The 13,561-nt window shown below is 58.3% G+C and carries 14 protein-coding genes; 7 read left to right on the forward strand and 7 right to left on the reverse strand.

Features of this window, described 5'->3' with window-relative positions:
• Window position 1: 1 nt before the first annotated feature.
• The 6 genes from RDA78_RS10200 to RDA78_RS10225 form a co-directional block, all read right to left on the reverse strand.
• Complete coding sequence (locus RDA78_RS10200; RefSeq protein WP_434055204.1) at window positions 2-1,339, reverse strand: TRAP transporter large permease; 1,338 nt, start codon at window positions 1,337-1,339, stop codon at window positions 2-4.
• 12 nt (window positions 1,340-1,351) lie between these two features.
• Window positions 1,352-1,852, reverse strand: coding sequence for a TRAP transporter small permease (locus tag RDA78_RS10205; RefSeq protein WP_434055205.1), 501 nt, complete (start codon window positions 1,850-1,852; stop codon window positions 1,352-1,354).
• Window positions 1,853-1,954: 102 nt separating this feature from the next.
• Complete coding sequence (locus tag RDA78_RS10210; protein ID WP_434055206.1) at window positions 1,955-3,016, reverse strand: C4-dicarboxylate TRAP transporter substrate-binding protein; 1,062 nt, start codon at window positions 3,014-3,016, stop codon at window positions 1,955-1,957.
• Between the two features lie 90 nt (window positions 3,017-3,106).
• Window positions 3,107-3,586 carry a hypothetical protein gene (locus RDA78_RS10215; protein ID WP_434055207.1) on the reverse strand — a complete coding sequence of 160 codons (480 nt, stop codon included), beginning with the start codon at window positions 3,584-3,586 and terminating at the stop codon, window positions 3,107-3,109.
• A 17-nt stretch (window positions 3,587-3,603) separates the two neighbouring features.
• Complete coding sequence (locus tag RDA78_RS10220; protein WP_434055208.1) at window positions 3,604-4,527, reverse strand: dihydrodipicolinate synthase family protein; 924 nt, start codon at window positions 4,525-4,527, stop codon at window positions 3,604-3,606.
• 11 nt (window positions 4,528-4,538) lie between these two features.
• Window positions 4,539-5,684 (reverse strand): zinc-dependent alcohol dehydrogenase, encoded by a 1,146-nt coding sequence (locus RDA78_RS10225; RefSeq protein WP_434055209.1) that lies wholly within the window; start codon window positions 5,682-5,684, stop codon window positions 4,539-4,541.
• Between the two features lie 279 nt (window positions 5,685-5,963).
• Between RDA78_RS10225 and RDA78_RS10230 the strand changes: the two genes are divergently transcribed.
• Both RDA78_RS10230 and RDA78_RS10235 read left to right on the forward strand, forming a co-directional pair.
• Window positions 5,964-6,629: a FadR/GntR family transcriptional regulator gene (locus RDA78_RS10230; protein ID WP_434055210.1), complete on the forward strand. Its 666-nt coding sequence runs from the start codon at window positions 5,964-5,966 to the stop codon at window positions 6,627-6,629.
• 47 nt (window positions 6,630-6,676) lie between these two features.
• Window positions 6,677-7,315 carry a glutathione S-transferase family protein gene (locus RDA78_RS10235; protein WP_434055211.1) on the forward strand — a complete coding sequence of 213 codons (639 nt, stop codon included), beginning with the start codon at window positions 6,677-6,679 and terminating at the stop codon, window positions 7,313-7,315.
• 24 nt (window positions 7,316-7,339) lie between these two features.
• On the opposite strand, the gene RDA78_RS10240 is transcribed toward RDA78_RS10235, so the two are convergent.
• Window positions 7,340-8,275, reverse strand: coding sequence for an AEC family transporter (locus tag RDA78_RS10240; RefSeq protein WP_434055212.1), 936 nt, complete (start codon window positions 8,273-8,275; stop codon window positions 7,340-7,342).
• A 223-nt stretch (window positions 8,276-8,498) separates the two neighbouring features.
• On the opposite strand from RDA78_RS10240, the gene RDA78_RS10245 reads away from it, so the two are divergent.
• The 5 genes from RDA78_RS10245 to RDA78_RS10265 all read left to right on the forward strand — a co-directional run bounded on the left by RDA78_RS10245 (window position 8,499) and on the right by RDA78_RS10265 (window position 13,557).
• Window positions 8,499-9,083, forward strand: coding sequence for a carboxymuconolactone decarboxylase family protein (locus RDA78_RS10245; protein WP_434055213.1), 585 nt, complete (start codon window positions 8,499-8,501; stop codon window positions 9,081-9,083).
• 50 nt (window positions 9,084-9,133) lie between these two features.
• Window positions 9,134-10,255, forward strand: coding sequence for a tripartite tricarboxylate transporter substrate binding protein (locus RDA78_RS10250; protein WP_434055214.1), 1,122 nt, complete (start codon window positions 9,134-9,136; stop codon window positions 10,253-10,255).
• A 79-nt stretch (window positions 10,256-10,334) separates the two neighbouring features.
• Window positions 10,335-10,901 (forward strand): hypothetical protein, encoded by a 567-nt coding sequence (locus RDA78_RS10255; protein WP_434055215.1) that lies wholly within the window; start codon window positions 10,335-10,337, stop codon window positions 10,899-10,901.
• Entirely contained in the window at window positions 10,901-12,418 is a 1,518-nt protein-coding gene (locus tag RDA78_RS10260) for a tripartite tricarboxylate transporter permease (protein WP_434055216.1), read from the forward strand. The genes RDA78_RS10255 and RDA78_RS10260 overlap by 1 nt, the downstream gene beginning before the upstream one ends.
• A gap of 11 nt (window positions 12,419-12,429) precedes the next feature.
• On the forward strand, window positions 12,430-13,557 hold the full coding sequence (locus RDA78_RS10265; protein ID WP_434055217.1) for a Gfo/Idh/MocA family protein: 1,128 nt from the start codon (window positions 12,430-12,432) through the stop codon (window positions 13,555-13,557).
• Window positions 13,558-13,561 lie beyond the last annotated feature (4 nt).

Raw genomic sequence — 13,561 nt, forward strand, 5'->3', positions numbered from 1 at the left:
GTTACATCAGGGTTTCGGGAAGCCAGTTGGCGATTTGTGGAAAGGCAATCAGCAGAATGGCGGCAAACAGCATGATGCCCCAATAGGGGATAGAGCTAAGAAAGATCTCCTGGACACCGACTTTCGGATCCTCGATGGCCGCCTTGACCGTGTAAACGAGAAGCCCGAAGGGTGGGGTCAGGAGGCCGGCCTCTATGGCCAGAATGCCGATGATTGCAAAACTCAACCGGTCAAAGCCAAAGGCGACCGCAATGGGTTCGACGATCGGGACCGTCAGCAGCATGATTGAGATGCTGTCGATGACCATGCCCAGAACGAACCAGATCAGGATGATGACCGTCAGGACCTGCCAGGCTTCGAGGCCGGAGGAGAGAAAAAACTCTCGAATGGCCGTGGTGACCCCGGTCATCGCGAGCGTTCGCGAATAGAGCGCCGCGCAGAAGAGCAGGATAAGAATGGGAGCCGCCGTTTTGCCGACGGCATACACCGCTTGCATGAATTGCGGCCATGTCAGGCCTTTCAGCAGAGCGAACAGAAGTGCGAGGGCCGCACCGGCTCCTGCACCTTCGGTCGGTGTGAAGATCCCGAACCAGATGCCGCCAAGCACAGCAAGGATGATGCCGAAAACACCGGCCATGCTGGAGAGAAACTGGCCGTGGCTCATCTCTATGCGGTCGGCCGCGGTTTCCCTTTGTTGAGCGCCGGGGCGGTTCTCACCGACAATTTCCGGATTCATGATGGCGGATATGATGATGTAAGCGAGAAACAGGCTGGCCAACAGGATTCCCGGCAAAACGCCGGCCAGAAACAGGCGGCCGATCGATTGCTCCGTCAAAATGCCCCATACGATCATCAGGACGGACGGAGGGATGAGCATGCCGAGGCAGCTCGATCCGGCAATGGCACCAAGAGCAAAGCCGCGCCGATAGTTGAACGACTTCATTTCCGGATAGGCGATCCGCGAGAATGCGGCGGCAGAGGCAATCGAGACACCGGTGACGAAGGAAAAGATCGTGTTGCCGAGCACGGTTGCTATCGCCAATCGTCCGGGCAGGCGCCGGATGCCGCGGTTGATCCCGTTATAGACATCGCTGATTGCGCCGGAGCGGCCGATGAATTCTCCCATCAGCATGAAAAGGGGTATCACGGCGAAGGTAAAATCTCGCAAGGCCTCAGCAGCGGTTGAGGCAACGGTTGCTTCGACAATGCGCATCTTGCCGGTCACCAGATAGATGCCCAATGCGCTTGAAATGCCCAGAGAGACAGCGACATGCACGCCGAGCAGCACCAGACCCAGCAGACCTCCGATGACGATGAGCGCAGTTCCGAAATCAAACAAGTTGGACAACCTTCACCGGAATTTCAGCTTGTCGGACAAGCCAAAGGCTTCGACAGCGGCCAAAAGAAGATAGTTGAAGGCAGCAAGGCCGCTGCCGAAGATAATCGTGAAACGCGCGGGCCAGACCGGCACGCGCAGGGCGCCTTCGCCGTCAAACTCGCCGTTGGCAAATGACCTGAGAGCCGGTTTCACACCGGCCTTCATCAGGAACAGGAAAAAGGCAGCCCCGAGAAGCAGTCCCAGGACGACAAGAATCCGGCGTACCGTCGGATTGAAGGCGGAAACAAGAAAATCCGCCTGCAACATGGAGCCGGACCTGACCGCGAAGCCCAATTGCAGGAACACGATCATCACCACCGAATTGGCCACAATCTCCTTGGTGCCCTGGAGAGGCATGTTGAGGGCCCGGAAGATAATGTCCGCCAGAATGAAGAAGCACAGGACAAAGGCCCAGGCCGCAGCCAGGATCATGAGCAGTCTGGTAAGTCGGTCGGTTGCCCGGATCAGGAACATGAGATTTGAGCCGTCGAAAACTATGGCGCGGCAACACCACGCACAGGTGAGGCAAAAAAGATGCTGCAGCGCGGTGCCGCAGCATCAGTCGGCTGCACGTCGTTACTTGATCTCGTAGCGCACCGGCCACGTGTATCCACGGTCTTCTGCCTTATCGAGCACAAGGTTCAGGACCTGCTTGGCTGGAAGACCCTGTCCTTCCAGTTCGTTGGCCATCTGCTGTGGCCAGTCTTTCAGGCTCTCGGCCCAGGCTGCGCGAACAGCAGGATCGATTTCGGTCACGGTAATCAGCTCGCGCAACTCTTCCACGAGACGCGCATATTCCGCCTGGTTCACGATGCCGGTCTGCTCTTCGTAATCGGCGGCAACCTCGTGGAGGATCTCCTTCACGTCGTCCGGCAACTCGTTGTAGGTGTCCTGGTTGATGGTCAGGCCGTGCCAGGTCATCGAGCCGAAGCCAATCAGCGTGTAGTAGGGGCCGGGTTCATAAAGCTTGAGGTTTACCCAGGCGGAGGGAAACATGATCCAGCCCTCGTAAACGTTGGTGTTCATCTCCGTGTAGGCAGTTGCGAGTGATGATTGCACTGGCGAGACGCCAGCATATTTCAGCCAGTTGAGATTGAGGCCGGCACCGGCGATTTTCTGGTCCTTCAGGTCCGACAGGTTTTCCCAGGCAAAGGATGTGCCCAGATTGTAGCCGCCGTCGGCAATGCGTGACAGCAGGACCTGATTGAACTTCTGAGGAAAGACATCGGTCAGGTACGGCACCTCGGCATAGACGTCCTGTGCGATTTTGAGAGACTGTACCGGGTCCATCGTGCCGAACGGCATCATGACCTGAAAAGCGTGCAACGGCAGGTTAGACGGCTCAAAGCAGTAGCAGAAGCCGCCGATGTCGATAATGCCGTCCTGAACGCCTTCGAGCACTTCGGTCACCTTCACGATCGAGCCGGAATATCCTTCGACGAAATTGATCGTGTGGTCGGTTCTCTCTTCGACACGCCGCTTTAGCTCGGGCTGGAAATAGTCGATCATCAGACCGGCATAGACCACTCCCGGGGGATGCCCCGAGCCGATGCGCAGGGTAATTTCATCGGCCAATGCCGATGTGCTTCCCAAGGCAAGTGTCGCGGCCAGCGAGACGCCGGCAAATGTCTTCTTCATGATTTCCTCCCGTGAACATAGTTCAAGTGCACCGATGCTTGGTGCCATCGGGAGCCGGCCTTCTTGAACGGGGGCCGGTCTCCCAATCGGTTACGCGGCGCTCGCGCCGGGTATCTGCAGCCGGACACTGTCCGGCACTTCAAGTGGTGTGTTGGGGCCGTCAAGAAATTCAACAGTCGTGAATAGGAGCTCCGTATCGCCGATGTTTTCCACCGCGTGAAGCATGTATTCACCGGCGCCGTAGTAGAAATGCCTGGTCTCACCTTCGTGATGCTCGACGTCCCTGATCTCGCCGCTGGAAAAGAAACCGCGCGCCTTTCCCGCGCGGTGCGCGGACCAGAAATACGGGTTCACGTGGCGATGGAACGGGCAGCGTTTGCCCGGTGCCAGGCGCAGGTGCCAGACACGGACCCTGTCCGTTTCAGAAACCAGCGTCGATCCCACAACGCCGCTGAACTCGTCAGCCTTCATCGCCTCGTAAAGGCCGTCGGGCCAATGCGCGAATGCGGCCGGATCAGTCGCCGTCGGTATGTGGTTCGAAACCGGATTTGCTTTCTGGGCCTGTGCCATTTGGGTTTTCCTTCGCGCTATTGTGCCGCGTTTCGTGCTGCCTGCAGCGTGTCGAGGTCCGCACGCAGCCCGGCCTTCTGTTCCCGGGTGAGTTCGACGAGGGGCGGTGCCATGCGGGTCCAGCTGTCATCTCCCGTCCGCCACGCCTCGATCTGTTTCATTCCAGGCATGAGGGGATATTTTGCAGCTGTTGCGCGGGCCGCCTTTACATTTGCCAGTGCTTGTTCACGTCCGGCCTCGTTGGCGTCCAGCGCCTCTCGAACGAGATTGCCGAATGCATTTGTCGAACCGGAGATGATGCCGGCGCAATTTGTCGCCATCGCGTCGAACACCATCGCTTCACTTGACGGATAAACGTCAAAATCCTTGTCGACACCGCCCGTCGCTTCGACAAAGGCGGCTGACTGCGAAAAGTCACCGCTGGAATCCTTGAGCCCGGCGATGACGGGACCGAATTCGCCTTTCAGCCGTGCCACAAGCGATGGCGACAGCGGTGTCATCGACATTTGCGGGAAGTGATAGAGATAGATCCGCAATGCGTCCGAGTTCACCTTGTCGATAAGGCGCACGTAGTAGGCGTAGAGGCCTTCGTCGCTGGCGTTTTTGTAGTAAAACGGCGGCAGCACCAGAACATTCGGCAGACCGGCCTCGAGCGATGCCTTGGTATAGGCGACCGCGTCGCCGGCAGCGCAGGCCCCCGTACCGAAGATGACCTGGTCAGAGGCAAATCCTGCGTTCGCGAATGCAGCGGGCAGGGCGAGGCGGTCCCTGGCCGAGATGGAGTTGCCTTCACCTGTTGTGCCGGTTGGTGCAACGCCGTCGCAGCCACCATCGGTGACAAGGTGACGGCAATAGGCAATCAGTTTGCCCGCATCGACATTTCCCTCTTCGTCAAAGGGGGTGACGGCTGCTGCGTAGATGCCGCGGCGGGCTTTTGACATAAGTCGGCTCCTTATTGTGCCGCCTGCGCTGCGGCGTGGATGTCTTTCATGGAAACAACCACTTTTATGGCGTCGTCGACGCGTTCACGGGCATATTTCAGCGCCGTGGGCAGGTCTTCCAAAGGAAATGTGTGGGTATGGATCCTGGTCGCGTCGAACCGTTTTGCCGCCATATACGCCATGGCCCTGTGGGTTGCCGACTTTCCTTCGCCGCGAATACCGTAGAGATAGATGTTGTTGACCGCGAGGTAGCCAAGGTCGAATTCGACCGGTTTCTTGGGAAACGCGGCGAGACAGATCTTGCCGCCGCGGTTGGTCATGTGCACCGCCTGGTTCACCGTTGTTTCGCTGCCGGCGCAGTCGACGACGTAGTCTGCACCCTTGCCTCCCGTCAACTCTTTCACCCGGGCAACGACGTCCTCGTTCCTGGCGTCGATTGCGACATCCGCGCCCAGTTCAAGGCCGATCCTGTTGCGGTTTTCACGTGTGCCGACCAGTACGACCGGCGAAGCACCAAGCGATTTCGCGACCGCGACCGCAAGCAGACCAATGGGTCCCGGACCGATGACCACGACGCTTTCACCGGCAACCAGACCTCCAAGTTCAGTCAACCCGTACATGGAGGTTCCGGCCGTCACGACGAGCGTTGCTTCCTCGTCGGACATCGTGTCGGGAACCTTGATCATGGTGTTGATGTTGTTCACGGCATATTGGGCGAAACCGCCATCGGTCGTGAAACCGTTTGCCCGGTGTCCCTTGTTCTGGTCGCCGTAGTTCTTGCCGTAATTGTGGCATGAGGTGTACATGCCCATCCGACAGCGCTTGCACTGGCCGCAACCGGCATGAATCTCGACGGTGACCCGGTCTCCAATCCTGAATTCGTCGACGCCTGGCCCGAGCGCTGCGATGGTTCCCATATATTCGTGACCAGGCGTGAAGTTCTTGTTGAAGGGCGGACCGCCTTCGATCAGTGCGGGCGTTCCATAGGTCAGAATTTCAAGATCGGTCGCGCAAATGGCAACTGCATCAATACGAACCAGAGCTTCTGCTTTTCCGGGGACCGGCACGTCCTTGTCGACGAGTAGCAATTGATCAGGGTCGCCGAGAACCCAGGCTTTCATTCTGGACGGAACAGTTGTTTCTGCAAATGCGCTCACGCAGCCCTCCCTGACTGTATAGCACCGGTGCCATTGCGGGTTGATACACTTGAAGGGTGTTGCGGCGACCTTCTGGCGGCGCCGCCGCGCAAGCGATCCAATTGCAATGGTTAACCAATTTGGTTCTTTGGTCTTATAATTTCACGATAAAACGCTTCATGTAAAGAAAAAATCGATACTTGTGTCTCATTTGAGGGTGTGGCTTAATGAAAGCGTGAAAAAATCGCGGCGCTTTAGGATTGGTGCACCAAATTGGTTTTAGAGCTGCAAGTTCCGACGATGCCTGTTCTCGATCTCGTCAGAGGTTGGCTTGAACAATCCGGACTGAGGCCCGGGGGCCGGCTGCCGCCCGAAAGGCAACTTTGCGATGCGCTTGGTGTGTCGCGGGGCGTCCTGAGGAAAGCGCTGACGGTTCTGGAAGCGGAAGGGGTCGTTCACAGGAAGGTCGGCAAAGGCACGTTTCTCGGAGATGCCTACGCAGTTGCCAACGCCTCGTCGGACAATCTGTTGTTTCTCGCGGACAGGACGAGCCCGCATGAGGCGATGGTTGCCCGCATGGTGCTGGAGCCGGAGCTCACGTCTCTTGCGGCAATTCACGCGACGCCGCGCCATCTTGCCCGCCTGCGCGAGCTAACGCGCAGCATGAGGCAGGCGTCTTCTTGGCCTGCTTACGAAGAGCTTGATTTTGCGTTTCACACCGAAATTGCCGATGCGGCAGGGAACACGTTGTTGAGCGAACTTCACTGGCTGGTGAACAAGGTTCGTGTATCAGTGGTCTGGGCACGGCTCGACGTGCCTCAGGGAGGTCCGCCGGCCGATTACCATTCTTTCGCTGAACACGAAGCAATCGTTGCAGCGCTTGAACGCCGTGATGCGGCAGGCGCAAAAGACGCCATGCGGGCTCATCTGAAATCCGTTCGAGCGACATTCCTGCCCGAAGACTAAACCCGCCTGTTTCACAGGCCCGGATTGCGAAACGAAAGGCAATACGCGTGATTGATCTTTATACCTGGACTACCCCCAATGGACGGAAAGTATCGATCCTTCTGGAGGAACTCGGTGTCGACTATGCGTCGCATGCAATCGACATCTCCAAGGGAGAGCAGCACGAACCCGATTTTCTGAAGATTGCGCCCAACAACAGAATTCCTGCGATTGTCGATCACGACAACGGTATGACCATGATGGAAACAGGTGCCATCATGCTCTACCTCGCCGAGAAATACGGCAAGTTCCTGCCGGAAGGTGATGGCCGGTGGGCAGCGATCGAATGGCTCATGTGGCAAATGGGTGGTCTAGGTCCCATGCTGGGGCAAGTCCACCACTTCGTGAAATACAACAAGGGCAAATCGGACTACAGCGAAGAGCGTTATTCCACCGAGGGCCACCGGCTTTACAAGGTCCTGAACACCCGGCTTCAGGACCGTGATTTCATCGCAGGCGATGGCCGCGGTGAGTATTCCATTACTGACATGGCCTGCTGGCCCTGGGTTTCCCGTTTCGAGTGGCAGGAAATCGACCTGAACGATTTTCCGAATGTGAAGGACTGGTACACGCGGATTGCCGAAAGGCCGGCGGTCCAGCGTGGGTATCACGTTCCGAAATATGTGAACGACGTCCCGATTCCGTAGGAAAGAGTCATGGCCCTTGCCGCGTTACAGACCTGCAAAAACGGACGAAAGCAAAGTGCCAAGCGGCGTATTTCCGTTTGCGATGCTGAGCCCGGCCCAAAGCAACGCAGGCAACGCGGCGAAGGTCATGAGTGTCGAGGAGACGATCAGGCCGGCGACCTTTTCCGGATCACGTTCAAAACGTTCGGCAAACACATAAGTCACGATAGCGGACGGCATCGCTGCCATGAGGAACAGGCTGCCGGCAGCAATGCCGGTTGCCCCCAGAAGCACAACAGTCGTGGTGCCCGCGACAAGCCCGATCACAAGCCTTGCGGCGGCGAGGATCATCGCGGTCCTGATGTCGCTCACCTTCAACCGCGCGATCGCAGCGCCAAGAAGGATGACCATGACGGGGATCATCATCCCGCCCAGAAGGCGCGTTGTTTCGCGGATCACTTCCGGAGGCGTGATGCCCGTTGCTTTCACGATAAGCACGGCCGTCACGGACCAGACCAGCGGTTCCTTGAGCGTGCGTGCGAGCGAAAAGGATCCGGCGGTCACGATGGGCATTACCGTATACTGAAGAATTGCAATCACGAAGAAGAAGGCAACGCCTATGGCAAGGCCTTCTTCGCCGAAGGCCAGAAGCACGATCGGCAGACCGATATTGCCCGAATTCGGCATCGTCAGGCTGGGCAGAAAACTGCGCAGATCGAAGCCCGAGATCATCAGAAACGCAGATGCAAGAGCCCCTGCAATGATGCTGGTACATATGGCTCCAAGAGACATCATCAGAAGCACCGCCTCCGGGAGTTCGGTGGATGTCAGCGAGGAAAACACCAACGCCGGCGTTCCGACCATCATGACCAGTGTGCTCATGCTCTTCGTTTCGAGGTTTGGCCCGGCCTTTTGTATCCAGTATCCGATTGCCGCCATCAACAGGATAGGCGCAATGACACCGGCAAGTTCACCAATCAAATCAATATCCTCTGGCAATCACACGCGATCAGGCAAAGCACGGAGCCGGTTTGCTGCGGCGCTGGATCAGACGGCAGGAAAACAGCGCGCGTCAAGGGTCAACCCGCTGCGCAAGGTTCAGAATTGCCGATATACGCTATCAGAAAAGCTGATTTAGAAAAGCTCTCGTTATTCGATATTCATGTAGCAACGACTAGAAATTCGATTTTTTCAGGAGGTGCCGATGGCTCATGTAGCCCCAGTCGATCTTGAAGCAAGCCGAGAAGCGGCGGAGGAGATCAGGTGGCTGGCAGGTCAGACAGGATTTGTCGCCAACTCCATGCTGACGCTGTCGCACCGGCCGGAGATTGCCAAGGCCGTTCTCAACCTGATCCGCGCTGTCGTGCGCAACCCCAATTCGACGGTTGACCCGGCTCTTTTGTGGATGGTTGCGCATGTCACCAGCCTTTCCAATGGCTGCAGCTATTGTTCCGCACACACGTTCAAGAACGGCGCCGACAACGGGGTGCCGCAGGACAAGCTTGAAGCCCTTTGGGAGTTTGAAACCAATCCGCTGTTTTCGGATGTGGAGCGCGCCGCACTGCGGGTCGCGCTGACGGGTGGCCAGTGTCCTGCGTCGGCAGACCCCGCCGATATGGACATTCTCAGAAATCACTTCTCGACGGCACAGATCGTCGAAATCTGCTCTGTCATTGCGTTGTTCGGCTTCAACAACCGCTGGAACGCGCTGATGGAAACCGAGTTGGAGGAGAGCGTCATAAATTTTGTGGAAAGCAAGAAATACCACGGTCCTGACGCGAACGCGTGAGGGGACACGGACCGTTTGAGGAGGCGGTCCGAACAAGGAGGAGGAAAACCATGACTGAGAACAAGAATGGCGCAAGCCGCAGATCGTTCCTGGCAGGAGCCGGCGCAGCAGCGGGGATGACAGGACTTCAGATTACCATTCCAGGTACAGCACTGGCGGCGGGATTCCCCGAACGCCCGATAACCCTGGTCGTGATGTATTCCGCAGGCGGTGGCACGGACACCATCATGCGCAAAATTGCGCAGGAAATGGCGGACGCGCAGGGCTGGAACGTCAATGTCATAAACAAGCCGGGCGCCGTTGGCGGGATTGCAACGCAATTCGTAAGCGGGCAGCGGCCGGACGGCTACACCGTGCTGGGCGGGGCCAACTACAATCGCTTTGTCCGAGTTCTCGGGCATGCTGAATTCACACCCTGGAAGGACTGGGTGCCTTTCAAGGCGGCGAACGCATTGGCTTCCTGGTCGGTGGCGGCTGACAGCCCGCACCAGTCCATGGCTGACGTCATTGCCGCAGCCAAGGCCAATCCCGGAAGTGTGACCATCTCAACGTCAGGAACTGGCGGTGTCTGGCACGAGCTTGCGATGATCATCGCCAACATGGCCGGTGTCGAACTGAAATATGTCCCATATAAAGGCGGTAAGCCCGCGACGCTGGCCGGCCTGCAAGGGGAAACCGATATTGCAGGCGGGGGGCTCCACGAGCATATCGACCTGATCCGTGCCGGAAAACTGCGCAATCTTTGCCACACCAGTATCGAGGACATCGCACTGGATGATGGCACCGTTCTGCCGTCCGTCGCATCGATTATTCCAGAGTCGCGCGCATTGCTGCCGGTCGGTGCAACCTACAACTTCATGGTCAAGCGCGACATTCCACCTGAAGCCATGCAGGCTCTTGCGGACGGGTTTGTCGCCGCGGTCAATTCCGATGGCTTCCAGGAGCTGCTGAAATCCAAGTTCTTCCAGCCTGATGTGAAGATTGGTGAAGAAGCGGATCGCGAAGGCGCCCTGATGGAATCCGTGACCGTTGAAATCTTCAACAAGTTCAAAGACCAGATCGGCGCTGAAGTGAAAACCGCTGAACAGCTCGGTCTGCCGAAACCGGAAGACTTCGACGCCTGGTGGCCGCCCGAGGGTTACACGCCGCCGCCGATCAAATCCGGCGCCTGATGAACGGTCCGGCCTCGGGTGATCAATCCCGGGGCCGGTCAGCCTGAACCTTTCCTGCATCTGGATCGAGGGAACGCCAGTGAGCGATCACCCGCACTCTGAAGTGAAATTCGAGGGTGAAGAAGCCGGTACCGGCTATGCCTCGCCGGCGCTCGACCTGATTGCGACTGTCCTGCTCATACTGCTCACCGTTGCCGTGATGCTTGGCAGTCTGGCGTTGCCGGTTCCCAGTGATCTGATGACTGCGCCCGGCCTTTTGCCGTTTCTTGTCGCAGCAAGTCTCTTGGTCATGGCGCTTGGCCTTGGTGCATCGGCCGTCGGCAGATGGAAGAACGGTGTCAGGATGCCGGTGCTGGCCGGACGCGATATCACGACGGATCTCAAGTCACTCGCGCTTGCCGGTGCGATCGCGGTTTATATCGCGGGACTTCAGTATCTCGCCTTCAGGCATGACGTCGTGCTTGGAGGTTTTCGACACTCCCTAACCGCGTTCGAACCGGTCACCATCCTGGCACTGGCTGTCATCATGAGGATGTCCTGGCATGGGCCGCTCTGGATCATCGCTGCCGTTTCGATCACATGGACCCTGCTGTTGAGCGCTGTCTTCCAGCATGTATTCAACATCCCGTTGCCGGGGTCCTTCTGATGATCGAGGCACTTGTCGCGGCCCTGCAGCCGAGCCTGCTTGTTATGTCGCTCTGCGGCGTCTGCCTCGGGATTGTCTGGGGCGCGCTGCCGGGTCTGTCCACGACCATGGCCATGGGGCTGCTGATCGGATTGTCGGCGGGAATGTCCCAGGACGTCGCCATCAGCTTCATGCTGGGTGTCTATACCGGAAGCGTCTTCGGAGGAGCAATCTCCGCGGTTCTCATCAATATCCCCGGGACGCCCGACGCCGTGCCGACCATGATCGAAGGCCACCAACTCGCCCAGAGGGGCGAGGGAGGCCAAGCGCTTGGCATGTCCATTGCCGCCTCGTTTGTCGGCGGCATGGTCGGTATCGCGCTGCTAATTCTTCTGATCCCGCTTATCCTGGCATTCGCCCTGAATTTCAAATCCTGGGAAATGTTCTGGCTGGCGATCATCGGGATCATGGTTGCGGGTTCGATGGCGGCGGGGTCATTGCCGCTCAAGGGGTGGATCGCCGGCTGGATCGGCATGCTGATCGCCTTCGTCGGACTTGATGCGATTCATGCGGTACCGCGCTTTACATTCGGTTCCTTTGCTCTTTACGACGGAATTTCCTATGTGGCGGTGCTGATCGGGCTGTTCGGTCTGTCTGAAATCCTGCGCACGCTGCCGGCGAAGGACATGCCGACAATTCCGTCCGACGTCGGGCGCGTGTTTCCGCCTCTCGGCAAACTCGCAAAGTATATTCCAAGCGCTCTTCGTTCGGGATCCATCGGAGCGTTCATCGGGGCTATCCCGGGCGCGGGGGCCAACGTCGCCTCGTTCCTGGCCTACGACATCGGCCGCCGCTGGGCGAGGCCGGAGGAAAAGGCAAAATGGGGCAAGGGCAGCTACCAGGCAATCGTCTGCGCTGAAACGGCCAACAATGCCAATATTGGCGGATCGATGCTGCCGACGCTTGCACTCGGTATCCCCGGAAATGCGGCTGCGGCCGCTCTTCTGGCGGCGCTGACGCTCAAGAATGTCGTCGTCGGGCCGACGATCGAGATCGATCACCCGGGTCTGATCTACTTCATCTACGCCTGCCTCATCGTGGCGAATCTGATGATGTACGTGGCTGCGTTCGCACTGATTGGCCCTTGCGTGAAACTGTTTAGCCTGCCGCGCGGAATTTTGATGCCGATGATCCTCCCGGTCTGCGTGATCGGTGCCTTCGCGGTCAAGCTGACGATGGCTGATGTCTGGATCATGTTTGCAGCCGGTGTCTTCGGCTGGTTGTTTACGATGATGCGGTTTCCCACGGCGCCCGTCGTGCTCGGAGTGATCCTGGCACCGCTTGCCGATGAGAATCTGCGCCGCTCCCTGCTTGTTTTCGAAGACAAGTCGCTCGGCTTCATCCTGTCCCAGTGGATCGGCACGTTCTTGATGTTCGCGGTGCTGTTTGTCGTCATCGAAGGGGTCCTTCGCGCCCTTTTCTCGCTGCGCAAAGGAACAGATGACGCTGAAGAACCGCTCACCTCCCCACCAAACTAAGGAGTCGCCTGGTGTCAACGAAGACAAGGGAAATCGGTCTGGCCATTGTGGGCTGCGGAACAATCGGGCGGATCCGCGCCGAGATCGCGCGCGCCTATCCGGGAGTGGGCTGGATCGGCCTGTGCGATATCAAGTCGGACATCGGTCAGAAACTTGCGGATGACGTTCAGGCTGACTTTTTCACCACCGACTTCAGGGAATTGCTGGTTCGCCCGGAGATTACCGCGACCATCATCGCAACCGACGAAAACTTCCACTTCGAACCAACCATGCTGGCAGTTTCGCAAGGTCATGACCTTTTCATCGAAAAGCCTCTTGCAACGGATGCGCGGCAGTCCGCACAGATCCTGACGGCGATCGAGGAAGCCGGCGTCGATGCGGTGATCGGATATACCCAGCGGTTTCGCCGCCGGTTCCTGGCCGTCAAGGAACGCCTTGTGACCGGCCAGATCGGAGATGTTCATTCCGTGGTGACCCGCGCCTTCATGAATCGGATGGTGCCGATTGCAACGGTCCAGCGCACTCAGGAACGGGCAACCCTCACACCGATGGTGGTGTCCGGAACCCACAGTCTCGACATGTCGCTCTGGCTCATGGAGGGCAAGACGCCGGTCAGTGTCTACGCCCGTTCGACCGACAAGGTGCTCGGGGCCTGGGGCACCAAGGACTCCACATTCGGCATCTTCACGATGGATGACGGCACGATCTTTTCCATGAATATCTCGTGGGCGCTGCCCGAGGTCTGGCCGGGTGCGGTCTACGGTATCGAGATTGGTATCGTCGGTTCGGTCGGTGTCATCGACATTGAGGACACGCACAGGGATCTCGTTATGGCGACCAATGTCGCGCAAGGGGCCGGGTACGCGCCGGAGGGTTACAAGGCCCCGGACCGGCATGTCGATTTCCTGACAAGTTACCCGCCGGGCGACCTTCATCTCGGGCAGCTCTGGGGCCCGATGCGCGAAGAGACGAATGCATGGTATCAGCGGCTCTACGCGGGTCTCGATACGCCGCATGCATCCGCGCAGGACGGGCACCGGAACCTTCTTCTCACGATGGCAATGGACGTCTCGGCGAAACGCGGGGAGCCTGTTGCCCTTCCCCCTGACCCGGCCGAGCTGATGGCGGAACTGTCCTAGGAGA

The sequence above is a fragment of the Roseibium sp. genome (genome assembly GCF_051016195.1).
Lineage (GTDB): Bacteria > Pseudomonadota > Alphaproteobacteria > Rhizobiales > Stappiaceae > Roseibium.

What these genes read in the sequence shown, in the direction of transcription:
- RDA78_RS10205 (WP_434055205.1), bottom strand. Translation starts at nt 1,852, where the DNA reads ATGTTCCTGATCCGGGCAACCGACCGACTTACCAGACTGCTCATGATC.
- RDA78_RS10210 (WP_434055206.1), bottom strand. Translation starts at nt 3,016, where the DNA reads ATGAAGAAGACATTTGCCGGCGTCTCGCTGGCCGCGACACTTGCCTTG.
- RDA78_RS10215 (WP_434055207.1), bottom strand. Translation starts at nt 3,586, where the DNA reads ATGGCACAGGCCCAGAAAGCAAATCCGGTTTCGAACCACATACCGACG.
- RDA78_RS10220 (WP_434055208.1), bottom strand. Translation starts at nt 4,527, where the DNA reads ATGTCAAAAGCCCGCCGCGGCATCTACGCAGCAGCCGTCACCCCCTTT.
- RDA78_RS10230 (WP_434055210.1), top strand. Translation starts at nt 5,964, where the DNA reads ATGCCTGTTCTCGATCTCGTCAGAGGTTGGCTTGAACAATCCGGACTG.
- RDA78_RS10245 (WP_434055213.1), top strand. Translation starts at nt 8,499, where the DNA reads ATGGCTCATGTAGCCCCAGTCGATCTTGAAGCAAGCCGAGAAGCGGCG.
- RDA78_RS10250 (WP_434055214.1), top strand. Translation starts at nt 9,134, where the DNA reads ATGACTGAGAACAAGAATGGCGCAAGCCGCAGATCGTTCCTGGCAGGA.
- RDA78_RS10260 (WP_434055216.1), top strand. Translation starts at nt 10,901, where the DNA reads ATGATCGAGGCACTTGTCGCGGCCCTGCAGCCGAGCCTGCTTGTTATG.